General features: G+C 42.3%; 23 protein-coding genes and 1 pseudogene. 14 read left to right on the top strand and 10 right to left on the bottom strand.

The window, feature by feature from the left end; all coding sequences use genetic code 11:
• Positions 1 to 287: 287 nt before the first annotated feature.
• Positions 288 to 2,648 (bottom strand): GAF domain-containing protein, encoded by a 2,361-nt coding sequence (locus JUI58_RS04270; RefSeq protein WP_204102507.1) that lies wholly within the window; start codon positions 2,646 to 2,648, stop codon positions 288 to 290.
• A gap of 645 nt (positions 2,649 to 3,293) precedes the next feature.
• Between JUI58_RS04270 and JUI58_RS04265 the strand changes: the two genes are divergently transcribed.
• The gene (locus JUI58_RS04265; RefSeq protein WP_204102506.1) at positions 3,294 to 3,692 is read left to right on the top strand and encodes a response regulator; all 399 of its coding nucleotides are present in this window, start codon (positions 3,294 to 3,296) and stop codon (positions 3,690 to 3,692) included.
• 3 nt (positions 3,693 to 3,695) lie between these two features.
• On the opposite strand, the gene JUI58_RS04260 is transcribed toward JUI58_RS04265, so the two are convergent.
• The 5 genes from JUI58_RS04260 to JUI58_RS04240 form a co-directional block, all read right to left on the bottom strand.
• A complete protein-coding gene (locus JUI58_RS04260; RefSeq protein WP_204102505.1) occupies positions 3,696 to 4,814 on the bottom strand; it encodes a site-2 protease family protein in 1,119 nt (372 codons plus the stop codon).
• Between the two features lie 75 nt (positions 4,815 to 4,889).
• Positions 4,890 to 6,026: a hypothetical protein gene (locus JUI58_RS04255; RefSeq protein WP_204102504.1), complete on the bottom strand. Its 1,137-nt coding sequence runs from the start codon at positions 6,024 to 6,026 to the stop codon at positions 4,890 to 4,892.
• A 116-nt stretch (positions 6,027 to 6,142) separates the two neighbouring features.
• Positions 6,143 to 8,989, bottom strand: coding sequence for an FG-GAP-like repeat-containing protein (locus JUI58_RS04250; RefSeq protein ID WP_204102503.1), 2,847 nt, complete (start codon positions 8,987 to 8,989; stop codon positions 6,143 to 6,145).
• Between the two features lie 444 nt (positions 8,990 to 9,433).
• Positions 9,434 to 12,190: a protein kinase gene (locus JUI58_RS04245; protein WP_204102502.1), complete on the bottom strand. Its 2,757-nt coding sequence runs from the start codon at positions 12,188 to 12,190 to the stop codon at positions 9,434 to 9,436.
• A gap of 139 nt (positions 12,191 to 12,329) precedes the next feature.
• Complete coding sequence (locus JUI58_RS04240) at positions 12,330 to 12,971, bottom strand: Uma2 family endonuclease (protein WP_204102508.1); 642 nt, start codon at positions 12,969 to 12,971, stop codon at positions 12,330 to 12,332.
• Positions 12,972 to 12,983: 12 nt separating this feature from the next.
• Between JUI58_RS04240 and JUI58_RS04235 the strand changes: the two genes are divergently transcribed.
• Positions 12,984 to 13,361 (top strand): hypothetical protein, encoded by a 378-nt coding sequence (locus tag JUI58_RS04235; RefSeq protein ID WP_204102501.1) that lies wholly within the window; start codon positions 12,984 to 12,986, stop codon positions 13,359 to 13,361.
• 129 nt (positions 13,362 to 13,490) lie between these two features.
• Here JUI58_RS04235 and JUI58_RS04230 read toward each other — a convergent pair whose 3' ends face one another.
• From JUI58_RS04230 to JUI58_RS04220, 3 genes are read right to left on the bottom strand one after another with little or no spacing between them, the layout of a single operon-like run.
• Complete coding sequence (locus JUI58_RS04230; RefSeq protein ID WP_204102500.1) at positions 13,491 to 14,051, bottom strand: hypothetical protein; 561 nt, start codon at positions 14,049 to 14,051, stop codon at positions 13,491 to 13,493.
• A 48-nt stretch (positions 14,052 to 14,099) separates the two neighbouring features.
• Complete coding sequence (locus tag JUI58_RS04225; RefSeq protein ID WP_204102499.1) at positions 14,100 to 15,401, bottom strand: Tudor-knot domain-containing protein; 1,302 nt, start codon at positions 15,399 to 15,401, stop codon at positions 14,100 to 14,102.
• Between the two features lie 28 nt (positions 15,402 to 15,429).
• On the bottom strand, positions 15,430 to 16,674 hold the full coding sequence (locus JUI58_RS04220) for a hypothetical protein (RefSeq protein ID WP_204102498.1): 1,245 nt from the start codon (positions 16,672 to 16,674) through the stop codon (positions 15,430 to 15,432).
• 257 nt (positions 16,675 to 16,931) lie between these two features.
• On the opposite strand from JUI58_RS04220, the gene JUI58_RS04215 reads away from it, so the two are divergent.
• The 9 genes from JUI58_RS04215 to panD all read left to right on the top strand — a co-directional run bounded on the left by JUI58_RS04215 (position 16,932) and on the right by panD (position 22,977).
• A complete protein-coding gene (locus JUI58_RS04215) occupies positions 16,932 to 17,267 on the top strand; it encodes an NADH-quinone oxidoreductase subunit K (protein ID WP_204102497.1) in 336 nt (111 codons plus the stop codon).
• Positions 17,268 to 18,716 (top strand): cation:proton antiporter, encoded by a 1,449-nt coding sequence (locus JUI58_RS04210; protein WP_204102496.1) that lies wholly within the window; start codon positions 17,268 to 17,270, stop codon positions 18,714 to 18,716.
• Entirely contained in the window at positions 18,701 to 19,084 is a 384-nt protein-coding gene (locus JUI58_RS04205) for a Na+/H+ antiporter subunit E (RefSeq protein ID WP_204102495.1), read from the top strand. The genes JUI58_RS04210 and JUI58_RS04205 overlap by 16 nt, the downstream gene beginning before the upstream one ends.
• The gene (locus tag JUI58_RS04200; protein ID WP_204102494.1) at positions 19,081 to 19,332 is read left to right on the top strand and encodes a hypothetical protein; all 252 of its coding nucleotides are present in this window, start codon (positions 19,081 to 19,083) and stop codon (positions 19,330 to 19,332) included. Before JUI58_RS04205 ends, JUI58_RS04200 begins: the two co-directional genes overlap by 4 nt.
• A 43-nt stretch (positions 19,333 to 19,375) precedes the next feature.
• On the top strand, positions 19,376 to 20,830 hold the full coding sequence (locus tag JUI58_RS04195) for a cation:proton antiporter (RefSeq protein WP_204102493.1): 1,455 nt from the start codon (positions 19,376 to 19,378) through the stop codon (positions 20,828 to 20,830).
• Positions 20,831 to 20,931: 101 nt separating this feature from the next.
• Positions 20,932 to 21,216 (top strand): monovalent cation/H(+) antiporter subunit G, encoded by a 285-nt coding sequence (locus tag JUI58_RS04190; protein ID WP_204102492.1) that lies wholly within the window; start codon positions 20,932 to 20,934, stop codon positions 21,214 to 21,216.
• Positions 21,213 to 21,746: a DUF4040 domain-containing protein gene (locus tag JUI58_RS04185; RefSeq protein ID WP_204102491.1), complete on the top strand. Its 534-nt coding sequence runs from the start codon at positions 21,213 to 21,215 to the stop codon at positions 21,744 to 21,746. Before JUI58_RS04190 ends, JUI58_RS04185 begins: the two co-directional genes overlap by 4 nt.
• Positions 21,746 to 22,405, top strand: coding sequence for a Na(+)/H(+) antiporter subunit B (locus JUI58_RS04180; RefSeq protein WP_204102490.1), 660 nt, complete (start codon positions 21,746 to 21,748; stop codon positions 22,403 to 22,405). Before JUI58_RS04185 ends, JUI58_RS04180 begins: the two co-directional genes overlap by 1 nt.
• Before the next feature lie 131 nt (positions 22,406 to 22,536).
• Entirely contained in the window at positions 22,537 to 22,977 is a 441-nt protein-coding gene (gene panD, locus JUI58_RS04175) for an aspartate 1-decarboxylase (RefSeq protein WP_204102489.1), read from the top strand.
• A gap of 25 nt (positions 22,978 to 23,002) precedes the next feature.
• Here the strand turns inward: panD and JUI58_RS04170 are convergent, their stop codons facing one another.
• Positions 23,003 to 23,782, bottom strand: a complete 780-nt coding sequence (locus JUI58_RS04170; RefSeq protein ID WP_204102488.1) for an SDR family oxidoreductase — start codon at positions 23,780 to 23,782, stop codon at positions 23,003 to 23,005.
• 59 nt (positions 23,783 to 23,841) lie between these two features.
• Between JUI58_RS04170 and uraH the strand changes: the two genes are divergently transcribed.
• The 3 genes and pseudogenes from uraH to JUI58_RS27585 form a co-directional block, all read left to right on the top strand.
• Positions 23,842 to 24,204 carry a hydroxyisourate hydrolase gene (gene uraH / locus JUI58_RS04165; RefSeq protein WP_348539830.1) on the top strand — a complete coding sequence of 121 codons (363 nt, stop codon included), beginning with the start codon at positions 23,842 to 23,844 and terminating at the stop codon, positions 24,202 to 24,204.
• Between the two features lie 3 nt (positions 24,205 to 24,207).
• Complete coding sequence (uraD, locus tag JUI58_RS04160; protein ID WP_204102486.1) at positions 24,208 to 24,729, top strand: 2-oxo-4-hydroxy-4-carboxy-5-ureidoimidazoline decarboxylase; 522 nt, start codon at positions 24,208 to 24,210, stop codon at positions 24,727 to 24,729.
• A 108-nt stretch (positions 24,730 to 24,837) separates the two neighbouring features.
• Positions 24,838 to 24,930, top strand: a pseudogene (locus JUI58_RS27585) (cation:proton antiporter); the annotation flags it as partial.
• Positions 24,931 to 25,027: the final 97 nt, after the last annotated feature.

The raw sequence follows: 25,027 nt of genomic DNA, 5'->3' as shown, positions 1-25,027 counted from the left end.
GCAAACCTGGTTCCTCCGGGTCTTCGCTAGGCAAATCGTACATGGTGGGCAGAGATTTCTGCTTGGAGTAAGAAGGTTGAAGTTGAACCATGAGAGAGAAAAAGATCAAGACACTCTAACAACAAGTGTATCCTAAAGAAAAAGACAAGTCGAGATAGGCGATCGCCACCTCCTCGGACAATTATTGGGAGAGTGAAAACGTCTTGAAAATGGCAAATTCCCATCAAGCCACCCTCTGAATCGGCAATCTTTGATCGACTCGATAATTTAGCGCACCAAAAACAAAGTTACCCCTCATTTTCTGGCTGCATCATCGGAATAGAAATGCGAAATTCTGTTCCTTCTCCGATCGCCGAATGACAAGAGATTTGACCGCGATGTTTTTTAACAATAATTTCATAACTGATCGCTAAACCCAAACCCGTTCCTTTCCCGACAGGTTTAGTAGTAAAGAACGGATCGAAAATGCGCGATCGGGTTGTTTCATCCATTCCCGAACCATTATCTTGAATCCGAATTAATACATTACTAGAGTCTTCATTGGCTGCTGATTCTATTTCTGTAATAATGGTGAGACAATGAGGGGCAGGAATATCAAGCAGAGAATCGATACCGTTGCTGATAATGTTCATAAAAACTTGATTTAACTGTCCGGCATAACATTTCACGGGAGGTAAATCTGCATATTCTTTAATGATTTCCACTTCAGGACGACTTCCTTTTGCTTTTAACCGATGTTGTAAAATCAAGAGTGTATTGTCAATTCCTTCGTGAATATCGACTGCTTTCATTTCGGCTTGATCTAACCGAGAAAAATTCTTTAAAGACAGAACAATTTTCCGAATGCGTTCTGCCCCAATTTGCATGGATGACATGGTTTTGGGTAAATCTTCGATAATAAAATCTAGATCTATTTCTTCGGAGAATTCACGAATGTCATCGCTGGGGTGAGGAAATTGCTTTTGATAAAGTTTGAGTAATTCTAGTACATCACCAACATACTCACTGGTATAACTAAGATTCCCCGAAATAAAGTTGACAGGATTATTAATTTCGTGGGCAATTCCAGCGATCATTTGTCCCAAACTGGACATTTTTTCCGTTTGAATCAATTGGGTTTGGGTGTGTTTCAGTTCCCCGAGGGTTAGCTCAAGTTCTCGTGCTTGGGTTTGAGCCGCTAACGCTGTGGCGCGTGTTTGGGCGAATAGTTCCGCTTGATCGATCGCCAAGGCTAATTGATCCACGACACCCCGGAGAAGTTCCACTTCAGAATCACTCCAATGATGAGGGGCTTGTTCTTGAGAACAGGCGATCGCGCCGAGATGACCGGAACGAGTTTTGAGGGGAATTAAAAGCAGGGATTTGATGTTCATCCCTTTGAGTAAAGTCGTCAATTCTGCGACTTCTTGGGGAGGAAGATGAGGAAGATGGGGGTGAGCCAAATCTTCAATACGGATGGTTTTTAACTGTTCGATTTTTCGAGCCAAGAAGGTGAGGCGATCGGGGGGACAAGTCCGAATCCCTTGGACTTTGTGGGTTTCAATTTCTGCTTCGTGACTGACACTTAAACTGGGAGAGTCTTTAATATCCCCCCAGCACCAAAGGTAACTGCAACAGTCTACGTTTAAAAGGGTGCGAATTTCGTGAACTGCGGTCTGAAGAATTGTATCTAAATCGAGGGAATTGCGGATTTGATTGGCGAGACGAAAGAGTAGGGCTTCTCGACGGGATGCAAGGGCGCTTCTAGCTTGACAGCGATCGATGTCGAGGGCTAAATTATCGGCGAGGGTGGCAAATCCTTCCCGTAAGGATTTACTGAAGGAGCGATCGCTCCAAGCGGAGAGAACGCCGATTAATTGGTCTTCAAGGACTAAAGGATAGCCGATAAAGTGTAATTTTGTATTCCCTGTGGAACGTTGGGCATCTAAGTTGCAAAAAAGAGGATCGTTGTGGAAGTCTCCGAGTTTATGCTGGATTTTAGCAATTGTATCGCCGAAGGGAGGAAAAACTAGATCGTAAATGGGTTGCCTGGTTTTGGCGATCGCGCCGATAATTGAGCCGTTTAAGGAGAGTTCTGGCTGACTCAACAATTCAGAATTGAGAATAGCGGGGGGAATATTGGGATTTGTTCTCGAGCCTTGCAGTTCGAGGCAATTTCGTTGCTCATTGTAGAGCCAAATTGCGGCGACGGTAATATCAAGATTTTCGGCGATCGCGTCGGTGCAATATTGCAGGCTTTCGGGGATAGAATGAGTGCGAACTAAAAAGCGGCTGATTTGTGCTTCTAAGCGAGCCAAACGGGACTGCTCCAATAAGTCGGCTTCAACGCTTTTGCGTTCGGTGATATTTCGCAAGCAGACGGAAACGCCGTCTTGGTGGGGGGAAAGGTGAGCTTCCACCCATATTTTGCCGATGGGAAAAAAGGCTTCAAAATGGGCAGAAATCTGTTCCTCTACGGCGCGCCGATATTCCTGCTCGAAAATCGAACCCCTTAGATCTGGAAATTCCTCCCAGATACAGCGATCTAGCAAAAATTGCCTACTTTTCCCCAATAATTTCTCCGCCACCGAATTGAGAGACATAAATCTCCACTTTTGATCCAGTACAAAAAAGGCATCGGTAATACTTTCTAAAATTTGAACGTTCATGAAACTTACAACCATCTCACAAAACTCCCATATAAATAGAGTTTAGATATTATTTGTTGACGCGAGCAGCCTGTTTTGTTGCTAAAATTGCTGCAAAACAAACTGTTCGAGATCGATTTGAAACCAAATTGAAACCAAACCTTTCTTCGTTATTTTTTATTTTTCCGAAGATTAAGTTATGTTTTTAATTGTTAATTTTGTTAAACAAAACCAAACAAGTATTTTGTTAATGAAAAATATCCTATCATAATGATACTGAAAAACACTTAGCCAAGAAGGTGTTCAGACAAGCAGATTGATATCCTTGATTCCATTATGCGCTATTAGCGTGCAATTGAGTATCACAAAAGCAAATTCTAATAGTTTTTCTGAAGATTTTTGTTTGATTTTATCTCCAGAAATCGAGAATTCTCGTTTAAAAGTTCTCTAATTGCAAGGAAAGCTCTCGATCCCCGCATTTTAAAGGTTCTTTTTTGCTGCGTGCCTTTGTTCTCATAATTCCTTTTGCGATCCTTATGCAAAAATTAGGTAATAGTTTATGCCAAAATTGAAAATAGTATTCTCATCTCCTAGTTTAGAGCGAGTTTGTTCTGGAGTGACCGGGAAAAATAAAACTACACACGAGCCAGCAAGTAATTTATAAAAATGTCTGTAACTGCACCTCAAGCGTTCACGATTTTAGCGGTAGATGATAGTCCCGTCGTGGGAGAATCCATCAAACGGGCTTTGCATCAGCAGTATAGTGTTATTGTTGCCGACAATGCTGTTGATGCGTTATCGGCGATTTATCATCAAAATGTTGATTTGTTACTCTTGGATGTCACTATGCCTGGAGTTGATGGATTAGAGTTATGTCGAACGGTCCGCAGTTTGCCACAATTTGGAAAATTACCGATTATCATGCTGACAGCAAGAGATGGAGCATTTGATAAGGTACAGGGACGTTTGGCGGGAGCAACAGAATATCTGACCAAACCGTTTGATCGCGAAAAATTACTGGCGGTGATTCAAAAATGGATAGTAATGCCTCGAGTTTCAGATTGAGCTTTAGGCGCTTTTAACCTGGGCTTCCCCTGCCAAAAGATTGATGATGGAAGATTTTTCCAAAAGTCCTAAAACAACGCCATTTTCGCCAATGACTGTAAATTGTTTGTTTTCTCCCTCGAGTAGTTTAGCCACTTCCAATAAGGAGCGATCGCCGGCAATAGTTGCGATCTCATCCACTGGGCGTACAAGGGTACGAAGGGGGGTTTCCGTCCACAGAGAAGTGGCAATGGTTTTCAGGTCTTCCAAAGCGATATCCCCTACTAATTTCCCTTCATCGTCAATAACGAGAAATTTGCGCCATTTCTCGTTACCGATCGCATAATTATTGACAAATTCCCGTAGGTTTAGCCCTTGGTTGGCTATGGGACTGTTGGGAATAACAGCATCTTTGGCGGTGTAGTTTTCCAGTTTATCTTGGAGGAGAGCAGATTGGGCAGAGCGTTGTGCATTTTGCAAGAGGAAAACCCCGATAAAGAGAGTCCAGATGCTTCCGTATTCACTAATCCCCAAAACCGCTAAAATGCCGATCGCCACTGCCAGCCAACCGAAACCTTGACCGACGCGACTGGCATAGAGTAGTCCTTTGTTGGGGTTCCCCGTAATTTGCCAAATGGCGGCTTTGAGGATATTTCCGCCATCAAGGGGTAAACCTGGAATGAGATTAAATATCCCTAAAACGAGATTGAGGAGTGCTAACATTAAACACAACTCAAAAAGCGGGAGAGGTAGGGGAAAAAGCGTTTGGATCAGGGTAAAAATGCCGAAGAGAATAAAACTAACCAAAGGTCCGGCGATCGCCACCAGAAAGGATTCCCAGGGGGTTTCTGCTTCTTTTTCCAACAGTGCCAAACCGCCAAAAATGAAGAGAGTAATGGACTTGACGCGAATTCCTCGGGCGATCGCCACCAAACTATGTCCCAATTCGTGAGCCAAGACGGAAGCAAAGAGGAGTAAAGAGGTAATTAAACCAAAAAAGGCAGCCGTTACGCCATTGACTTGAGGTAAGGTGGCAAACTGCTGGCCAAACCAAAACATCCCCAAGGCTAAAACTAAAAACCAAGAAGGATTGATATAAAAGGGGATGCCAAATAAGCTGCCAATGCGAATACTTTTATTCATGTTTTATTGTTCCCGATCGAAATTGCTCATCATTTTGTTTAAAGTAAAGTAAAGATAGTGGCGATCGCAAATTGTTTATTGTCCCGTGCCATAAGGGTTGGAAAATGAATTAATTTCTCCCCCGCCAATTCTATTATTAGGGTTAACCGCACGATTAGTCTGAGTCGGTTGCTGTTGCTGTTGCTGTTGTTGAGAGCGAGAATAGGGATCGTTTAGGCCAGGTGAAGTATTGCCCAAACCAGGAAATGTGGTGGTAGTGGGGGTTGAAACCCTTGGAGAAACAACACCTCGACGGCTGTTTTGAGGCACAATCGGTGTAGTAGGAACAACACCATTAACCCCAGTATTCACCCCATTTGCACCAACTCCATTCAGGGCAGGATTACTGGTACCTCGTCTGGTGGTTTGGTTAATAGAAGGTTGCGCCGTTGTTCTTCGTTGGTTAGAAGAAAGGCCAGAAGGTGTACTATAGAGGTTATTCGTAGCATTTGGCAAAAGATTATTGGGATTGTTAGGAGTTTGATTGGGAGAAGAATTGGCATTAGAATTAGGATTATTTGTGCCTCGATTATTTTGTTCTTGAGGTTGCGGAGTATTGGTTGTAGAAGTCGGAGAAAGTTGTTGTAAAGAGAGGAGTTCTGCTTCTAAAGGAGTGAGTTCGCCGTTTCCTGCTTCTCCTCGCAGCATTCTATCTAATGGAGTTGAGAGGGAAAGTGCATCTAAATTAAGTGTTCCGATTTGGCCATCTCCTTTCTTTTTTGCGTCCCCAGCATTGGTCAAGTCTTCGAGAGGAGAAAGATTCAATAAAGGATTTTTAGAGGCTGAATCTTTTTGCTTTTGTTTGTCTTCCTCTTTCTGTTTTTTCATAAAAACTTCTAAAGGATCGGCTTCTTTGTTTTTCTTAGCTTGATTGTTATTTACTTGAGAGGAATTCCCTGGATCTGTTCGCAACCAAAAGGAAAGATCTCCAGTTTGAGCATCGGCTTCTAAATCTTCGCGAGAGAGATCGGGGTTTGCTTCTAAAATCTTTTCAACTTGGTCATTTTCTGAATTTGAAGCCTCTAACCATTCGGGATGTTCGATATACACCCAAAAGGAAGCTATCAATAAGGCACACATGATACCAGAACCAAAAAATAAGGGTTTGAGGGAATATCCTATTTCAGGATTAATATTGTTATTTTCGGGTGAAGGCGGTGTTTGGGGGGACATGGCTTGTTAATGAGGACGGGCTTTTCTCTAGTTTAGCGAATGCCCCAAAAAATCTCGCGCCAAATTATAGATTTGGCGCGAGATGTTGCTTTTTTCGTTTAATCATTACGGATGGGTTAAGCAAAATTGACTTCAACGATAATATCGTTGTAGTCCAGATCGCCGCCGTTGGGGAGGTCCTCAAAGCCAAAGGTATTGCTACCCAATAGGCGAATGTGATCGGCGCGATCGCTATTGGCTTCTCCAAAGACGAAATAAGCCTGAATATCTTGACCTGCTAAATTCTTGGGATTTTGATTCAAGAAGTTCTCGGCGCTACCGTTGGCGATGATAATAGGTGCATAGAGGAAGCCTCCATTGAATGAACCATTTTCTGTGTTTTCCGATTGATTGCCTACTCGTAGCGCGATATTATCAATGCGGTTGCGAATAGCTGCTGCTGCATAACCCTCTTGACCCGGTGCGAGGCCGTCAATGGTGCCGTTTGTATCGTTAATGCGGTAGAAGTAAACTTCGTTGGTGTACCTTGCCTCTCGGGTTAGGGTAAAGGTTGCTGACTGCAAGCCAGATAGTCCTTCTAGATCGAGGATTTCTAGGCCAGGTTTTTGCAGGTTTCCTACTCCAATGGGGGGATTTTCTAGACTTTGTTCGATTTCGATGGTGAGTCCACTGGCAAAATTGAGCCGGAATTGACCGGAGTTGAGTTCGATGATGCTGGCTTCTTGGGAAACTATAGTGCGATCGAGGCTTTGAATATTGATTTTAAAGCGCTGATTGGGTTGAACGTTTAAGAAGAGTTTTTGGCGACCAAAGGCAAAGCCACGAGGTTGAAATCCTGGGGGAAGGGTAGAGAAAAGAACTTCCGAGAAACTAACCTTATTACTAGAGTCGAGGAAGGAAATTGTAATTTCCGAAATCTTCTCAATGTTAATATTGGCAAGTTTGAATTTCACTCGTCCTCCGTTTTTCACTTTACCCATTTTAAAGATTGTGCCACCTTCCAGTATTAATTTATCTGGATCGAAATTAGATTTGGGTGCAGTTTCGGGTTTGGTGTCGGGTTCGGATTGAGGGACAATCAAATAACGCAGACCATTTTCTGTATCGGCAGATTGCGAACCGCTAAAGGCTTCTAATTTTCCATTTTCTCCATTTTCTAAGAAGTCGCCCAAAGTAGGATAAGCAAATTTTAGCAATTCTGCTTTACTTTGATTAACATTGCGGAAAGGATTTTCATTCCCCGTTCTTTCAAAAAACTTAGGAGTACCGATCGCGCCTATATTTTCAAAATAGCGAATTTCGCTTTCCCCTTCCCCACTACTATTAATAACCGTTTGTCCGAGGAAAGCATCTAGATCGCCATCTTTATCGAAGTCGATAAACTCCGGTACGATTCTGACAGTCGCATCCGTCGGGACAATAACATCTGCACTTTTGAAGGGATGATCGACAAAGTTAACTTCGCTGAAACTGGGTTCGCTAGGTGTGCCGTTATTTTTGAAGACTTTAATATAGTTCTCAATCCCAGATTCGCTACTTTCTCCCCCAATAAATGCCCAATCAATCTTGCCGTCATTCTCCTCGTCAATGAATGTTGGGGACGCATAAGCCGCAACTTTTGTCAAGCCAAAAGGATTGGATTCTGGTGTGGCAAAGGTATCGTCTCCATTGCTTTGAAAGAAGTGAATATCGCCATTTTTATCGCCGACAATAATATCTAAATCACCATCGTTATCTATATCTACAATAGATGGTTTAATAAGTCCGTCTGCAACCGACGCAAGATCTAAATCGAGGGTTTGACCGTCTTCAAATGTTTTATCGCCAGCATTGCGATAGTAGACTAATTCTTTATCGTTTGTTCCCACAACAAGATCGAGTTTTCCATCTTGGTCAAAGTCAACTAAAACTGGAGCCAGAAGCGCTTTATCTTCAATTAATAAGGGCGTTTGTTTATCGGGTTCTAGTTTATATTGTGTTTGAGGATTGGAGGGAAGTTGAGGAGGAGGCTCATTCAGAACAAAATAGCGAATACCATTCTCGCTTCGAGAGCCAGTAAACGCTTCTAAGATGTCATTGCCGAGAAAATCTACAAGGTCTAATTTAACTTGCTCGAGTTGATTCGAGTGTTGCTGATTAACTGTGTTAAAGGGATTATCATCACCATTTTGTTCTACAAATATCGGTGTTGTATTAGAACCTTCATTGGCAAAGTATCTAATCGAATTTTTCCCAGAAGCAATTTCGGTTTGTCCGAGGAAAACATCAAAATCACCATCTCCATCAAAATCAGCTAAAGTTGGTGTAATTCTTGTGCCTTGAGGATTGGCAGTGGGAACATTAACATTTTGGAACGGATAATCGTTTCCCGATAGGAGTTGAAAATTTGTCTCTCCTAGATCTCTGGTATAAACTTTAAGAAAGTTCTCTAAGTTTCCACCGGTGTTGTAACCGCCTACATAAGCAGTTTCAACAAAACCATCTCCATCGGAATCAATGAACGCGGGAGCAGCATAATAAAATGAACTCGGTCGGCTATGAGTAATCCCAAAAGGATTCTCTACTGGAGCTTCAAAAGTATTATCACCTTTGTTTTCAAAGAAGTAAACAAAACCATCGTATTCCCCAACAAAGAGATCTAAGTCGTCATCGCCATCAATATCAACAACAGCAGGAGTGGTAAGGTTTCCAAATGCGCTTGTAATGTTAGCGGGTTTCGTTCCGATATCTTTTAATTTTTGCAGTCCAAAGGGATTTACTTGGGAATTTTGATTATCAAATTGCTTTCCAGCTAAACCTTTGATATAAAGAATATCACCTTGAGTCGTGCCAACAAAGGCATCTAAGTTGCCATCGCCGTCAAAATCGACAATAACTGGGGATGTTAAGATGCGATCGACTTGTAAGGGAGTAGATGGATCAAATGGATTGGAGGATTTAAGCTGAAGTTCAAATTGCGTCATGATTCATTGAAAGGATTTTTAAGTAGGATTGAGATTACGTTTAGAAATAGAGAGCTGAGTTTAAGATTAGCGCGATCGCGCCAGTTTTTCTCTGGCCAGAGTATGACGGACGATAGAGCAGATTTAGAAGTTCCCAATCTGTAATATTTTAGAACGTCACTTGAAAAATAACATCATTGTAGTCGCGATCGCCACCTCCCGAGGGAACCTCAAAGTCAAAATTATTATTCCCCAATAAGCGAAGATAATCGACACTATCGGGATTTGCTTCAGTATAAGCCTAAGTACAGGACAAAAATTGTCAAGAGTGGTGAAAGCCTCGACACTGACAAGACTTCCCCAAACTCGGCAAATTCTCTTGAGCTTTTGAGCAATGAAATTAAGTGAGTACATTTGTTGCTCTACCGAGGGACAACGTTCGGTTTGCTAAAAAGGTTTCCATCGTCACCCTTTGTTGTATTCAATTTTGGCAAAATATTCCAATAATAGCCGATGAATAAAAATATAACCTCCTCCTACCTTTTGCAAAAAAATCAACTGGGTAGCATGATTGAGAAAGCGGGCATAATTCCAAGGAATACGACCGTCAAAATAAAGAATTGCCCGTAAAATTAAATGTTTAATACAGGCTTCTCCTCCTCCTGTAGCCAAACCAAATACCAGACCAAAACAGCCCCAAAAAATAATTGACCAACTTACGAAATCTGCTGCGATCGCAAAAACAATAAAACCAATCGAACCAAATAATAAAGAGCTTTTTGCCGATTGCCAGATGCCTTGATTGGGAATAGTAATAGTTTCAATTCCTGGACTTTTAAAACCTTGTACAATGCCAAACATGATACCAATACTAACACCAAAAACTAAACCTCGCAAGGGGATATCTTGATGAGTTTGCAGCCAAGTAAGATTGAAAATATGCCAATGTAAAGGACTGGTTAAGCCTTCATATAAAATACGAATTGTCGTTCCTAAAACTGCCCCTAAAACCGTCCCAATCAAGAGATTATCACGCCCTCGTTTCCACGACCATTTCAGTGCTTCAATAGGTTGAACTCTATAAATTCCAAAAATTGACCAAGATAATCCTGCACCCACTAATAGGGTGACGATTAATTTATCTAGAGGTAGAAAAACATTAAAAAATAAGCCAGCAATTAAAAAATAAGTTATGATTAAGCTCATTAGATAAATAATACGATGTCGCTTTTTCTTTAACCAATTAGGCTGTATTCTTTCCAGCAAAAAAACAGTTTGAGAACTTTTTTCCATTTGCTTTGCAAGTTGACTCAGCCATTTTTTTGCTTGTTTTTTTGAGTAATTATTATTGTTACCACGACGATTAAACATCCGTTCAATATAAGCCTGAAATAAATGGTTTCTCTGTTCTTCTATGCTTCTGGGAGGTGTATCTTCAAGGGGTGTATCTTGATAGGTTAAGGTCATAATACTTAACATGAGGGGAGACTGTGCCAACTCTTGTAATGTTTCATCAGTTTGCAATGTTATTTTTAATGCAGAAAAACTCTCTCCCATTGTTTGTAAATAGTTCTGAATTTGGTCTGGAGTTAAAGGTTGCAAGTAAATTGCGGATTGGAAACACAGTTGCGAAGATAGGTTCTCATAATCGCGAATGCGACTGCAAGCAATTACTTCTGTTTGACCAAACTCTGTACAAAATTGATTGAGAGATTCAATACAAGATTGTCGTTTTTCAATGTTAACTTCATCTAAACCATCGAGGAGGAGTAAGAGTTGTTGTTGTTCGATCCATTTTCTACCAATTCCTTTTGCAACTTGATATTTTGTATTTAGTTCTTCAACGATCCATTGAGAAATTGTTCGCTTGCGATCGCCCCAAGAAGAAAGATTAAAAATAACTGGAATGGGTAGAGAAGGATCTCTATTGGCTCGAGTAATTAAATCTCGCGTTAATTCTAACAAAGTTGTCGTTTTTCCGGAACCAGGTTGCCCTAAAATCAACAAAGTCCTACCTGCACCTAGTTCATCAAATTTATTAATAATGCGAATTCCCGAAGCAAGAGATTGATAGGGGGTATCGCTACTTTCCCAAATTAATCCCCAAGGGCGATCTACTGCATCCAGCCTTTCTTCTAATCCTAACTCAATCAAGGCTTTACCATGTAGGGAGGTTTCTAAAACTCCTTTAATCCAATAATTTGTAACTTTGTTAAGTAATATTTGACGGTTGCGGGATTCTTCTCGAGAGAGAGTTGGTGTATTTAAAAAGTCGTTATATTCGGGTGGAAGTTCTGTAGGAGGTTCGGTTTTTGGGAAAATAAATTCGGTTTTTTCAGAGTTGGCGATCGCATTTGTAGTAGCAATGGTTGCTAAAGTTGCTTGGGTTGGCGATCGCTCTCGATCTAGGTTAAAATCTAAGTGTTTTAATGCTTGTAGGGCTTCCGTTGCGTCAGTATAGCGCTGTCGATAATCATAACGCACCATGCGCTCGAGAAAGTCGGTCAATTCTGGACTAATAGAGATAGATAGATCGAAAAGATGCGCGTAAATTTCTCCGGTTTTATCGTAAGGAAATTGACTGGGAGATAAACGACTTAAGGCTTGAAAAGCGAGAATTCCTGCTGCATAAATATCACTGCTAAATTGAGGTTTAAATGCCTGTTGTTCGGGAGGCATATAACCTGGAGTTCCGATCACAACGGTTAGATCGCTGTCTCCTTGGGAACGAACTTGTTTAACTGCACCAAAGTCAATCAGAACGATCTCGCGATCGCGTTTTCTACGAATAATATTGGCTGGTTTAATATCTCGGTGAATGACTTGAGATTGATGCACAAAAGCCAGAACTCTTAAGAGATCGCGAATTAAGGTAATGATTGCTTCTTCTGTCCACAAATTGCCTTTGTCTAATTCCTGTGCTAAAGTTTCCCCTTCAATATATTCTTGCACTAAATAAAATTCTCCATTTTCCTCAAAATGTGCTAATAAACGAGGGATTTGTGGATGTTCTCCTAGTTTGTAAAGCATTTCTGCTTCGCGATCGAAAAAGCGTTTTGCTACCTCTAAACCCGTTTCATTGTTTAAGTTGGGTTTAAGAAGTTTAACCACACAAAATGGATGTTTGGGTAAATGAATATCTTTTGCTAAAAAGGTTTGACCAAATGTTCCTCGTCCCAAACGTTGAATGATTTGATAGCGACCTGTTAAAATTTCATCCATAAATAAAAAGGTAAAAAGTTCAGAAGTTGGGAAGAATCAAGCTAAACCCTTAATAGTAACTTCCCATCGTACCGAAATTCTCCTGATGTTCGCGCCATTCTTCCTCTAGAATCCCATAGATTTATGCTGATAAGCAATGCTACCTTTTTTCACCCCCTTCATCCTCCAACTCTAAAACAACATCTTCATAAATAGCATTTAGCGATAACGTGATTCCCAAACTCATAAACTCAATCGTATCACCTTCACTGTAGGGAATGAATCGCCACTCTCCAACAGCATCCCGCCGAAAAATCTCAACCGTTTTGGTTTCAGAACTCACTAAAACATATTCTTGTAGCGTTGAGAGACGACGGTACAGGGCAAATTTACCACCGCGATCGCGTAGCGTCTCCGAAGGAGAATCGTAAGCCGACCTACTCGGAGAAAGCACCTCAATAATGACGCAGGGATAGCGGATGAATTGTCGGGCAATGCGATCGCATAGCGTCTCGGTACGAGAATCGCGCTCATCGCAGCTAATACTAAGGTCTGGATAGGTAAACGGTCCCTCATCAGTGATGCCCACCTTGGCATCAGAGTTACGCACCTTGCAGCGTCCCCGTAACGGTTCTCGTAACAGGATTGCCAAATTTAGGGCAATATCTGCATGAGGCAGCGTTCCCCCTGCCATCGCAAACACTTCCCCATTAAAATATTCGTAGCGTAGTGGTTGCTGGACTTCCCATTGCAAATATTCCTGTGGTGTTAAGCGGGGGACAACTCTGGCAGTACCTTGCATCATTTTAGATGAGTGGGTTACAACAACATTTTACCCAGAAGTGCGGAATATGGTGAAAAACTACGGATTAGCCAAATCCATCGCGCTTCTGTCTTTGAGGGAAGTATAGCAAGCGATCGCAAAACAAAATGTCTGCGATCGCACTTGGTCAATAATAAACTACCCAGAAAACCTGCTCTTTTACCAAACTACCTTTTTGTCAATACTTTCTTCATAAATATTCATTTTTTTGATAGAGAATGTTTTTATCGATCCAATCGGACAAAAAAGGGTGGATCGGCGCAAACCCTTAACCTAACGTTGTCAAACTGGCAAATTGCTACAACATGGGCAACTATATCTCCTCTCCTTAAAATAGCAGATGTACTGCCCAGATACAAACAACGCTAACTCGCGGCTTGACAAGAACAAATTCTCTAGATTAAGAAACGTTAAGCTCCTCAATTAATAGAAAAAACAAAATAGCATAACGAAAAGCATAGTTTATTATTATGTACCATTTTCCGCACTTCATTGGCGTTACTTTATCACTTTAAGCAACATTTCAACCTCTTTAATCAAATTATTATATAGCGCACTTTCTTGTAAAAGTAATTGTAAATCTGAAATGCGATCGGGATAGCGATCGCGCCAAAGTTGACTCGGTACAAAATTAGTTTGTATTAACTCAAAATCTACATTCAAATATAGCGCCAGAGGTGTATTTGCACAGCCTTGATTTTGCCATTCTTGGTTTAAGCGACGAGAAAACATACTCAGTCCTGAAGGCGTAATTGGTCGCACATGAGTAGGATCGTGAATGAAATCATCGTGACGGGGATGAGGGACAATAATTTGAATAGTCGCACCGTTTGCACAAATGCGATACATTTCCTGAATAATCTGCAAATAAGTATCGGTTTGCTGTCCAAGATGTTCGAGAACATGGATCAATTTAATCTCAATGATGCTATTATCTGGCCACGGCCAAGGAAAGGTTTCTAAATCGAACTTTAAATCGGGATTTCCAAAGCGATCGACATTGATATAACCTTGCAAAGATTTGAACCCACAGCCAAGATTTAAGCGTAGATTTGACATAATTATGCTCCTCTAGGGTGGGCATATCCACCCTATTTATTAACTTATTTAACTGAGTTCTTCCAAATCTACCCACTCATCAGAAGAATCATCTTCATCAAGATAATGAATCCGATATTGGTCGCCGTCAATCTTTTTAATAATCCCAGCGTACCACTCCTCTTCCTCTTCATCCCAAACCTGAACTTTTTGACCGATCGCATAACCATTATCGTCAGCGTCAGGGCGATCGCCAGACCGAACATTTTTCTCTTTTACCCATTCATCTTCTGAAGATCCATAACTCGTGTAATGAACAAAATAACGATTTGTACCATCTTTAACTTTAATTTGTTTGATCGTAGCTTCGTACCAATCTTCCTCTTCTTTATCCCAAACTTCAATCTTGTCCCCAATAGAAAATTCAGCATTTTCTCCCCCTCCAGAAGGACTCTCTTCGGGGGCATTTTGTAAATCTTCTTTCACTAAAGCATAGGCATCTAAGATTAAACGACGGGCAACACTTTGAATACCCGTATGTTCATAATAATTAGTCGTTTGATCCAAAACTGCAGCCACAAAATCCAAATTATCATCGGCTATTTGCACAAACTGCCCTAAACTGTTAGAAATGGTTTGTGGGGTAATTCCCGTTTTAGCCACAAATCCATTCATCCAGCCCTCTACTGCCTCAAAACATTGGTTAAGAAAACCGACGCGATCGCCCGTTGTTTTGCCTGGTAATCGGTCTTGAATGCCGAGGAAAACAGGATTTTGAGAAATAACTCCTGCATCAATACCATTAATAATCTCGTGAATTTTAGTCAGAAAATTCGGACCCAAGGGCAAAATTCCATCGATGCAAACTAACGCAACCATCCGCATAAAACTCGCACCTTGATAGTTTTCCGCGAGAGAGGTGGCAAATTGTTGAGGGTTGGGTTGGGGAAGTCCATTTAGTTTGCAAAAAGCAATAACTTCGATCGCAATTTTCAGTAATAAATCAATGGTTTGAGTTGTGTCAGCTTTGGGGGTAATATTGCCTAGGAAGGAGAGAAAACTAATTTTTTCACCGACTTTATTAGCTAATGCTGCCGTTGCCATAGCTACATCCGCCTTGTCGATCGCCTGATATAACCCGATCGCCCCTTGATAACCCTTGTTAGGATCGAGATAGAGAGATGCAGCGCGATCGCTGATGCGCTGGATAACTTGGCGATCGCTTTCTCCGGTAATCTTTTGAATGCTTTCCTCAAATCCTACAATATTATCCCACTGACCGGGAGCAATAAAATCCAGTGCTTTTAAAACTTTGACGGTGATATTATCTTGGGGGAGTTCGTCAACAAGTTGAATAATCGAATTACTCATCAGTCAATCCTCACAATGTTAAATGTTGTTAATTGAGATCGTTAAGATTTTGAGATGCTCCGCATTCTTTACAATATGATAGCCTTTTATAGGTCAAGTTGTGGCAGTTTGTACATTCAGCATATTGATAATAACCACAATGAGGACAGTGAGGATCGTGAAGTCGCAGTTTCTTCGCACATTGGATACACCGCAATTGTTGGACTCGGTTAGCAGCTTGAATTTTAGGATTGAAAACTATTTTTTGAAAAAATTGAATTATGCCAAAACCAATGGCGGGAATGAGCAAAATATAAACATAATTTATTAGAAAAAGGAAACCTCCTAAAAGTGTGCTAATGAGATCGAAGAGAAATTGAAAGATTATGCCAACTTGCAGAAACTGAAAGATTTTAATAATTAGCGGAATAAAAAAGATAACCAGCAAATGCCAACTCATCAACCTGATGAGTCCATATCCTTTACGTTCAGAAAATTTATGAATAGTTAAGGCAATAAAAATGAGAGGTAGAAGAAAAAGAGATTGAAATGCAATCTGGATACTAGGATACCAAAAAGATGCCCGATTGTATTCTTTCTCAACTGTTGTAAAGTTATCATTTTGGTTAAGAAAAGTTAGAAAATTAATACTGTCTGATTGACCAAGTAATTGCTTTTTAAGCGCGGATATTTCTACTTTTAACGTCGCAATATTACTGTTATTTTGCTCTAGTTCTTGTTTGGCTTTTTCCGCATCAACGAGATTAATAGAGCGATCCCTCTGTTGTCCCGCAATTTTTTCTAATAGAGTAGAATCATACTGCTCTCGGATATTACGGTTGGTGATTTCAAAATTATTAATTTGTGTTTGCTTCTGGTCAATAGTGCTTGAGAGTTGCTGATTTTCGGCAGTATTAATCTTATCCTTGAAGGTACCATAAGCCAAGCAAGTTGCTGATACATTCCCTAGATGTCCTCTTTGGGATTGTTGATAGTTTTCTTGAAAATTTAGATATTTTTGTAAGGAAGAGCGAATTGTGTCATAATCTTTATCTGGTGTTACGCGATCGCGATAATCTACCCACTCAAAATAACAAGGATGAGCTAAAGAAGGATTGAGATACCAACGCCCAATATCATCTAATCCAGAAAAAACATTAATTAAGATAAAAATATCAATAATAATAACAACAATCAAACTCACCTTATTGATGGGTTCGTTATTGATGTTTCTTGACTTATTAAAAAATCGATTGCATAACCGATTGCATAACTGTCGTATTTTGGTAAACATTTTTGTCTTCCTTGAGAAAATGAATGAGACAGCCTTGTTAGTATTCTAATCGCTGTTTCCTCTTTTTTCCGGATATTCTCTCGCGATCGCGATCGCCCTTCCTCATACCTTACGATCGCATTTTCCACCCTATCCCCATCATCCCTCAGCCTGCATGAATTCACGGAGAAAGTGCGATAAAGTTCACGGTATTCAGACACGCTGCCCGCAAATAGTGTATTCTAGCAAACATAATAATTACCCAATAGGTCAATTCTGTGTTAGAAGCCTTTGTATTCGCTACTATTTTGTGCGGATTTTTCGGAATCTTTCTTAAAAAAAACCTACTGATGAAAATCGTCTCAATGGATGTGATGAGTACGGGGGCGATCGCTTACTATGTCCTCATTGCCTCTCGAGAAGGTTTCCTCACGCCTATTCTCTCCGAGAATAACATCAATAGGGTTTACGCCGATCCCGTTCCTCAAGGGGCGATTTTGACCGCGATCGTCATTGGCCTCTCAATTCAAGCGTTAATGCTAGTCGGGGTCATGAAACTTTCGCGAGATCACCCCACCTTAGACACCCACGAGATCGAGAAGGACAATACATAAATGAACGAAATTACGATCGCCTGGATCGCCCTACCTTTCTTTGTCGGGTTTCTCATTTATCTCCTGCCCAAACTCGATCGCTACCTCGCTCTATTGGCAGCTTTGGCATCGGTGGGCTATGGGTTTTGGCTCTTTTTCCAAGATTCTCCCCTTGTCCTCACATTACTCGACAATTTTGGTGTCACCTTAGAAGCCGATACATCGAGCGGCTTTTTTATCTTGACCAATGCCCTCGTCACGGTAGCAGTGGTGATTTACTGTTGGGATACGAACAAAACCGCCTTTTTTTATACTCAAGTCATTATTCTGCACGGTAGCGTCAATGCCACCTTTATCTGTGCAGATTTTATCAGCTTGTACGTTGCCCTTGAAGTGAGCGGTATTGCGGCCTTTTTGGCCATCGCCTATCCCCGTAGCGATCGCTCTATGTGGGTCGGTTTGCGCTATCTCTTCATCAGCAACATCGCCCTGCTCTTTTATCTTATTGGCGCAGTGCTGGTTTATCAAGCGAACAACTCCTTTGCCTTTGCGGGGTTGCGCGATGCTCCCCCAGAAGCCCTGGCCCTCATTTTTCTAGGACTGTTAGTTAAAGGAGGAGTATTTGTTTCTGGTTTATGGCTGCCCTTAACCCACTCGGAATCAGAAACTCCCGTTTCCGCTATGCTCTCAGGGGTTGTAGTGAAAAGCGGCATATTTCCCCTCATGCGCTGCGCTTTAATAGTGCCGGAGGTTGACCCCATTGTGCGTTCTTTTGGCGTGGCCACCGCCCTCCTAGGGGTAGCTTATGCCGTTTTTGAAAAAGATACCAAGCGGATGTTAGCCTTTCATACAGTTTCCCAATTGGGATTCATCCTGGCTGCACCGGAAGTCGGGGGATTTTATGCCCTCACCCACGGCTTAGTCAAAGCCGCACTATTTTTATGTGCCGGAACTTTACCCAGTCGTAACCTGAAAGAATTGCAACAGCAACCCATTGCTACCCCCCTCTGGATCGTCTTGGCGATCGCCAGTTTTTCTATCTCCGGTTTTCCTTTACTCTCCGGTTTTGGAGCCAAGATATTAACCATGAAAAATCTTCTCCCTTGGCAAGTTATCGGCATGAATTTGGCAGCATTGGGAACCGCTATTTCCTTTGCTAAATTTATTTTTATCCCTCATCAAAACTCCATAGAAGACCACAAAAGCAGACCTGGTTTCTGGATCGCGGTCATTATCCTCCTTTTGGGCTTGATTGGGGCCAATGTTGCCTACTATGATGCTTATAATCTGACGAATACCATTAAACCCCTCGCCACGATCGCGCTGGGTTGGCTGGCTTATTTCGCCATATTTAAAAGATTGAGTATCAAATTGCCCCGAGTCGTGGAGCAATTCGATCATTTAATCGGTTCAATGAGCCTCGTTTTGCTTTTACTCTTTTGGATGGGGTTTGCATGGTTGGACATTTAATCTTCCGTTTGACGATTTGGTTTCTGCTGACAGCGAATTTAAGCTGGCTGAATATACTCATCGGTCTTAGCATTTCACTGCTCTTGCCTCGCGGGTATACTAACCCGGAAACCTTGAAAGAATGGCTGTCGATATTGGGGAAAATACTTTGGGCAATTCCCCTCGCTTATATCGAAGCCTTCGATCTCATTCTGCGTCCTCATAATGACGAGGATATGGTCTGCGAACAAGTGGAAAAAAAGCGATCGCACCGTCTCGTTTTCTTGGATATTTTGCTCATTACATTTACCCCCAAAACCATTGTGGTGAAATATCACGAAGAAGGGTGGTATGAAGTTCATCGCGTTACTCGGAGGAAAAAGCCGTGAGCCTATTATTAATTGCTATGATTTTGGTCTTACTCATTCCCCTTTATGATGCTTGGAAGAATGATAATATCTGGCAAAAAATGCTGGCTTTTGCCAGTATCTCCACGAAAACGGCAATTTTGATTTTGTTCATCTCGGTTTTGCGGGATGATTGGGCGATCGGCATCGTTGGTGCGATCGTTCTCACGGTTGGAAATGCAGCCTTAATGCTGCTGGCAAATATCATTAAGCGCATGAATGAAACATGATTAATTTTATGAGCTACATACTCACTATAACCGATTGCTTGTAATGAATACTTTGACGATCATTTGGGTCGCCTTGCCCTTTTTCATGGGGTTTCTCATTTATCTCCTACCTCGACTCGATCGCGCCCTAGCGATTGTGACGGTTTTACTGTCGGTGAGTTATGGGTTGGGACTATTTGTGCAAAAAACTCCCTTCACTTTAAATCTACTCGATCATTTCGGGGTCACATTAGAAGCCGATACTGCGAGCGGTTTTTTTATCCTTACGAACGCTTTGGTTACAGCCGCCGTCATCATTTACAGTTGGGATACCCAAAAAACCGCCTTTTTTTACACCAACGCTATTATTCTGCACGGTAGCGTCAATGCGGTTTTTATCTGCGCGGATTTCATCAGCTTATATGTCGCCCTAGAAGTCACCAGCATTGCCGCTTTCCTCGCGATCGCCTATTCCCGCAGCGATCGCTCCATGTGGGTAGCCCTGCGCTACCTATTCATCAGCAATGTCGCCATGCTCTTTTATCTCATCGGTGCCGTGCTGGTTTACCAAGCGAATCACTCTTTTGCCTTTGCTGGGTTAAGGAATGCCCCTCCCGAAGCCCTCGCACTTATTTTTTTGGGACTATTAATCAAAGGCGGTGTTTTTGTTTCGGGGTTGTGGTTGCCCCTGACCCATGCCGAATCGGAAACCCCCGTTTCAGCCTTGCTTTCAGGTGTTGCAGTCAAAAGCGGCATTTTTCCCCTTCTACGCTGCGCCTTGATTGTGCCGGAAGTCGATCCCATTATTCGTTTTTTCGGGGCAGCCAGCGCCCTAATCGGCATCTGCTACGGCTTATTTGAAAAAGATACCAAGCGAACCCTCGCCTTTTCCACAGTTTCCCAATTGGGCTTCATTCTCGCAGCCCCAGAAGTGGGAGGATTTTACGCCCTCACTCACGGACTGGTCAAAGCCTCCCTGTTTTTAATTGTCGGAACTTTACCCAGTCGCGATATCGAACAGCTACAACGGCAGCCGATCTCTACCCCTCTGTGGATTGCCCTAGCGATCGCCAGTTTTTCAATCTCGGGTTTCCCCTTACTCTCCGGCTTTGGAGCCAAGGTTTTAACCATGAAAAACCTGCTCCCTTGGCAAGTCATCGGCATGAATTTAGCCGCCCTGGGAACAGCAATCATGTATGCTAGATTTATCTTTTTACCCCATCACAGCCAAGGAGAAACCCAGAGCGATAAAACCAAACCCGGTTTTTGGATAGCGATAACCCTGCTCCTAGTCAGCTTGGTTGCAGCAAATGTTGCCTACTATAATGCTTATACTCTCGGGAATATTATCAAACCTCTAGGGACAATTGCTTTGGGATGGCTAATCTATTTTTTTGTCATCAAAAGATTCAGCCTTAAACTACCCAGAATCGCCGAGAAATTCGATCATTTAATCGGTTCGATGAGCCTCGTTTTGCTTTTACTCTTTTGGATGGGAATTGTCTGGTTGGACATTTAATTGGGTTTGTGTCGGTTTTGCGAGATGATTAAGATCGTTCTTACGGTCGGAAATGCAGCCTTAATGCTGTTGGCAAATATTATTAAGCGCATGAACGAAACATGATGGATTTTATTAGCTATACTTGCCTCATTGTGGGCGTTATTTTCTGGTTTTGGGGAACGATTCCCCTCCTCAGCGAGAGATCGGTGTTATTTAAACTACACAGTCTTTCGGTATCAGATACCCTCGGTTCCATGAGCATTATTTTTGGGCTATTGCTGAAAATTCCTCGGGAATGGCCGCTACTGGTGCTGGCGATCGTTTGCTTGGTACTCTGGAATACGATGTTAGGGTACGTGCTGGCTTATTGTTCCAGTAGTGGGGAAAAGAGGGAAAATCGATGAATGAGAGTTATATTTATGCGATCGCCGCCCTATTGCCCTTAACGTCAATCATGCTAGTGTTACAGGTCAATCCCTATAGCGCCCTCGTTATTCGGGGGATTCTCGGGGCAGTTGCGGCATTATTATATGCGGTTTTAGGGGCTCCCGATGTGGCCTTGACGGAAGCATTAGTGGGAACCATGCTGGCGATTACTTTGTATGCGGTGGCGGTGCGATCGTCAATGGTGATGCGTTTAGGCGTACTGGTAAAGGAAGGAGAAGATGGTTCTCGCGGGGAACTCATGACGGCATTACGCAGTATTGTTAACAAGCGTCAGATGCGCCTCGAATTGGTGTCCTATGTAGACAAGGAAGAGTTACATACAGCTTTGCAAGACAAAGATATTCATGGCACTTGCCTTCGAGAAGGGGAGAGTTATTCTATTGTCATGCGGCTGCAACGCCTCTATGAGATGATCCAAACGGAACTGGTATCCTCCTCTGCTATCCTAACTTATCTAGAAAATTCAGACTCACAGGAGAAACATTGATGAAATGGCTCTATATTGCGGCGGGAATTGCCCTTTATATTAAAATGTTGGTAATTCCCAATGCTGCCCCAGAATTGTCTTTCTCGATTGTCGAGGCTGTAGTGGCTGATAGCGGCGTACCGAGTGCAGTGGCGGGGATTATTTTACGGAATCGGCTCTACGATACTATCTTTGAAGTGGTGGTTTTTACTGTTGCGATCGGGGGGGCTAAGTTTTTGCTGGCGGATGAAAAGCCCCAGACGCAAATTCATCAGTTTCGCGATCGCCCTTCCATCGTGTTGGCACGTTTGGGAGCAACAATTGCCGCTTTAGTGAGTATTGAACTGGCAATTCGCGGGCATTTAAGTCCAGGAGGGGGATTTGCGGCGGGAGTGGCTGGTGGAACCGCGATCGGTCTAGTGGCGATTACATCTTCTCCTGAGTGGATGCAGGGAATTTACAAACGCTGGCAGATCGCAACCTGGGAGAAATTATCGGTATTGGCTTTTATTATTCTGGCAGGTTTCACTCTAGCTGGTGTGGAATTACCTCACGGGGAGTTGGGGACTTTATTTAGTGGTGGCACTATTCCTATTCTGAACATTCTCGTTGCGATTAAGGTTGCTTTGGGGTCTTGGGCTGTGGTTTTAGTCTTTATTCACTATCGCGGTTTATTATAGTTTAACTGAAATACTAGGTAGCTGAAAGTGGCGATCGCGCTGCCCGCAATTAATTATTGGGAACATTATATTTCCGTTTAGGAAATATTCTACAACCAACTTAACAAAATATTCAGGAGCAATAGTGAACAATGGGGACAATCAAGCTCATGCACGCGAAATTACATCGCGTCCACGTCACAGAAGCAAAACTTCACTATATAGGAAGCATCACCATCGACCGAGAACTCCTAGAAAAAGTTGGTATTATTCCCCTGGAAGAAGTGGAAGTTGTCAACCTTGAAAATGGAAATCGTTGGACGACTTACGTTATTCCAGGAGAAGCCGGAAGCCGACAAATTTGCTGCAATGGGGGAGGAGCCCTCTTGTGCCAACCAGGAGATATCTTAATTATTTGGGCAAACGAACAATATGATCGCGCCGAAGTTATGACTAGCGGACACAAAGCACGAGTCTTACTGGCTGATGAAAATAACGGCATTGAAAAAGTATTTTCCCACACCCTGACACCGGATGGAAACGCATTAGTATACGAAGACGGTTATAAATTCCCTGCGACAACTTTTTGTTAATGTATCGGGGCAACAACCGAGATAATTACTTATCTTTCTCCATCGATCGCTGAGAAATTTTCAAGACGGTTTTTCTGGGTAGAAAAGGTAAAACCCAATTCAGCAGAAAACTCAGCGATCGCTCGTTGATTTTCACTAACTTGCCTTTCATCATCGCCTCATACCCGCACTGTGCAACCGATTCGGGAGATGCTGCTTTATCCCACAGCGAGTTACCTTCGAGATCTCCCGCCGCCACAAAACCCGTAGCAACTGCACCTGGGCAAAGTGCTGTTGAGGTAACATTTGTGTCGGCAAGTTCTTGAGCGATCGCCTGAGAAAATGAGACCACAAAGGCTTTGGTGGCGTAATAAACCGCCTGCAACGGACCTGGTAGAAAGGCTGCTGTAGATGCCACGTGCAAAATTCTCCCAGCATTGCGATCGACCATACCTTGTAAGTACAAATGGGTCAGATTTACCAAAGAAACCAGATTAACCTGCATCATCGCCTGGTCTTTAGCGAGGTCACGTTCGTGAAATTTTCCGTAACCGCCAAAGCCAGCATTATTAATCAGAATATCGATTTGTATTCCCGCCGTTTCCGTAGCAGCAAATATTTTTTCCGCAGCATCGGGTTGCGCTAAGTCAGCGACAATAACCGTGGCTTTGATGCCGTGAGCCTTTTCTAACTCTGTTTTCAAGGCATTCAGTGCATCTTCGCGTCGAGCCACCAATACGAGATCTCCCCCCTTAACAGCGTGTAAGCGAGCCAATTCGGCACCAATGCCACTAGATGCACCTGTTACTAAAGCAGTGTTTCCCATTCGCTCCCCTCCATAATTTGTTAAAATTGCCTGCACGTAAACCTTAACGCTTAATTGAAATTATGGGCAAACTTACCACTCATGTTCTCGATACGGCCAATGGTTGTCCGGCTGCGGGGATGGCGATCGCCTTATGGCAGATCGATCCCGATACGAAGGAAAAAACTTTATTACAACAAGTTAAAACCAACTCGGACGGACGTACAGATGAACCATTATTAGTAGATGAAGCGTTTCAAACCGGGGTTTATGAATTGATTTTTGAAGTTGCTAGATATTTTAAAAATAAAGGGGTACAACTCCCCGATCCTGCGTTTTTAGATAGCATTCCCATTCGCTTTGGTATTAGCGATCGCCATATTCATTATCACGTTCCTTTACTCACTTCGCCTTGGTCATATAGCACTTATCGAGGAAGTTAAGATATGTCTTATTCGCTCTCAGAACTCAACCAAATGAGTCAAGAAACCTTTACAAATGTCTTGGCTGATATTTTTGAACAAACTCCTTCTATTGCAGCAAAAACCTGGGAAAGTCGTCCTTTTCAAAGTGTTAACGATCTACATCAAAAAATGGTTTTTGTGATGGATAGATTGAGTCCAGAAGAGCAACTTGTATTAAGGCGATCGCATCCCGATCTAGGTAGTAAAGCTAGAATGGCAGAAGCCTCGGTACAAGAACAAAAAGGAGTCGGTTTAGATTGTCTTTCCCCAGAAGAATTTCAGCGCTTTAACGATCTCAATCAAGCCTATCGAGAAAAATTTGGCTTTCCTTTCCTGATTGCTGTCAAAAATCATACCAAAACCAGTATTATTGAAGCATTTGAATGCCGCTTAAAAAATGATTCACAAACAGAACAGAAACTGGCTTTAAGGGAAATTTCCCAAATAGCCTTCTTTCGCTTACAAGATATCATCAAAGAATCGTCGTCCAACCTAACTCAATAACCGCTATGAGATAAAATGAAGACAAAGCCTTTATCATTTTGGAATCAATGCAGCCAACCGACCCCGATAAATTTACCGAACAAGCATGGGACGCGATCGTGAAATCCCCAGAAGTTATCGGTCTTGGTTTTTATTATTCTGGCAGGTTTCACTCTAGCTGGTGTGGAATTGCCTCACGGGGAGTTGGGAACCTTATTTAGTTAGGAAAAAGAATCAGGATCGATCCCCAATTGTAAAAGGCGATCTCTCATTTTTTGTAAGTCAAATTCGGCGCGATCGGCACGTTGTTTTTCAAGTT

Source organism: Spirulina sp. CCY15215 (genome assembly GCF_016888125.1).
Taxonomy (GTDB): domain Bacteria; phylum Cyanobacteriota; class Cyanobacteriia; order Cyanobacteriales; family Spirulinaceae; genus CCY15215.
Note: the sequence above shows the minus strand (reverse complement) of the source record. Positions and strands in the feature narration are given on the sequence as shown.

Excerpts from the sequence above, each read along its gene's own strand:
- JUI58_RS04265 (WP_204102506.1), top strand. The coding sequence starts at position 3,294 with ATGTCTGTAACTGCACCTCAAGCGTTCACGATTTTAGCGGTAGATGAT.
- JUI58_RS04245 (WP_204102502.1), bottom strand. The coding sequence starts at position 12,190 with ATGGATGAAATTTTAACAGGTCGCTATCAAATCATTCAACGTTTGGGA.
- JUI58_RS04220 (WP_204102498.1), bottom strand. The coding sequence starts at position 16,674 with ATGTTTACCAAAATACGACAGTTATGCAATCGGTTATGCAATCGATTT.
- panD (WP_204102489.1), top strand. The coding sequence starts at position 22,537 with ATGGGGACAATCAAGCTCATGCACGCGAAATTACATCGCGTCCACGTC.
- JUI58_RS04210 (WP_204102496.1), top strand. The coding sequence starts at position 17,268 with ATGAACGAAATTACGATCGCCTGGATCGCCCTACCTTTCTTTGTCGGG.
- JUI58_RS04170 (WP_204102488.1), bottom strand. The coding sequence starts at position 23,782 with ATGGGAAACACTGCTTTAGTAACAGGTGCATCTAGTGGCATTGGTGCC.
- uraD (WP_204102486.1), top strand. The coding sequence starts at position 24,208 with ATGTCTTATTCGCTCTCAGAACTCAACCAAATGAGTCAAGAAACCTTT.
- JUI58_RS04225 (WP_204102499.1), bottom strand. The coding sequence starts at position 15,401 with ATGAGTAATTCGATTATTCAACTTGTTGACGAACTCCCCCAAGATAAT.
- JUI58_RS04185 (WP_204102491.1), top strand. The coding sequence starts at position 21,213 with ATGAATGAGAGTTATATTTATGCGATCGCCGCCCTATTGCCCTTAACG.
- JUI58_RS04205 (WP_204102495.1), top strand. The coding sequence starts at position 18,701 with ATGGTTGGACATTTAATCTTCCGTTTGACGATTTGGTTTCTGCTGACA.
- JUI58_RS04190 (WP_204102492.1), top strand. The coding sequence starts at position 20,932 with ATGATGGATTTTATTAGCTATACTTGCCTCATTGTGGGCGTTATTTTC.
- JUI58_RS04180 (WP_204102490.1), top strand. The coding sequence starts at position 21,746 with ATGAAATGGCTCTATATTGCGGCGGGAATTGCCCTTTATATTAAAATG.
- JUI58_RS04250 (WP_204102503.1), bottom strand. The coding sequence starts at position 8,989 with ATGACGCAATTTGAACTTCAGCTTAAATCCTCCAATCCATTTGATCCA.
- JUI58_RS04270 (WP_204102507.1), bottom strand. The coding sequence starts at position 2,648 with ATGAACGTTCAAATTTTAGAAAGTATTACCGATGCCTTTTTTGTACTG.
- JUI58_RS04255 (WP_204102504.1), bottom strand. The coding sequence starts at position 6,026 with ATGTCCCCCCAAACACCGCCTTCACCCGAAAATAACAATATTAATCCT.
- JUI58_RS04240 (WP_204102508.1), bottom strand. The coding sequence starts at position 12,971 with ATGCAAGGTACTGCCAGAGTTGTCCCCCGCTTAACACCACAGGAATAT.
- JUI58_RS04260 (WP_204102505.1), bottom strand. The coding sequence starts at position 4,814 with ATGAATAAAAGTATTCGCATTGGCAGCTTATTTGGCATCCCCTTTTAT.
- JUI58_RS04230 (WP_204102500.1), bottom strand. The coding sequence starts at position 14,051 with ATGTCAAATCTACGCTTAAATCTTGGCTGTGGGTTCAAATCTTTGCAA.
- JUI58_RS04195 (WP_204102493.1), top strand. The coding sequence starts at position 19,376 with ATGAATACTTTGACGATCATTTGGGTCGCCTTGCCCTTTTTCATGGGG.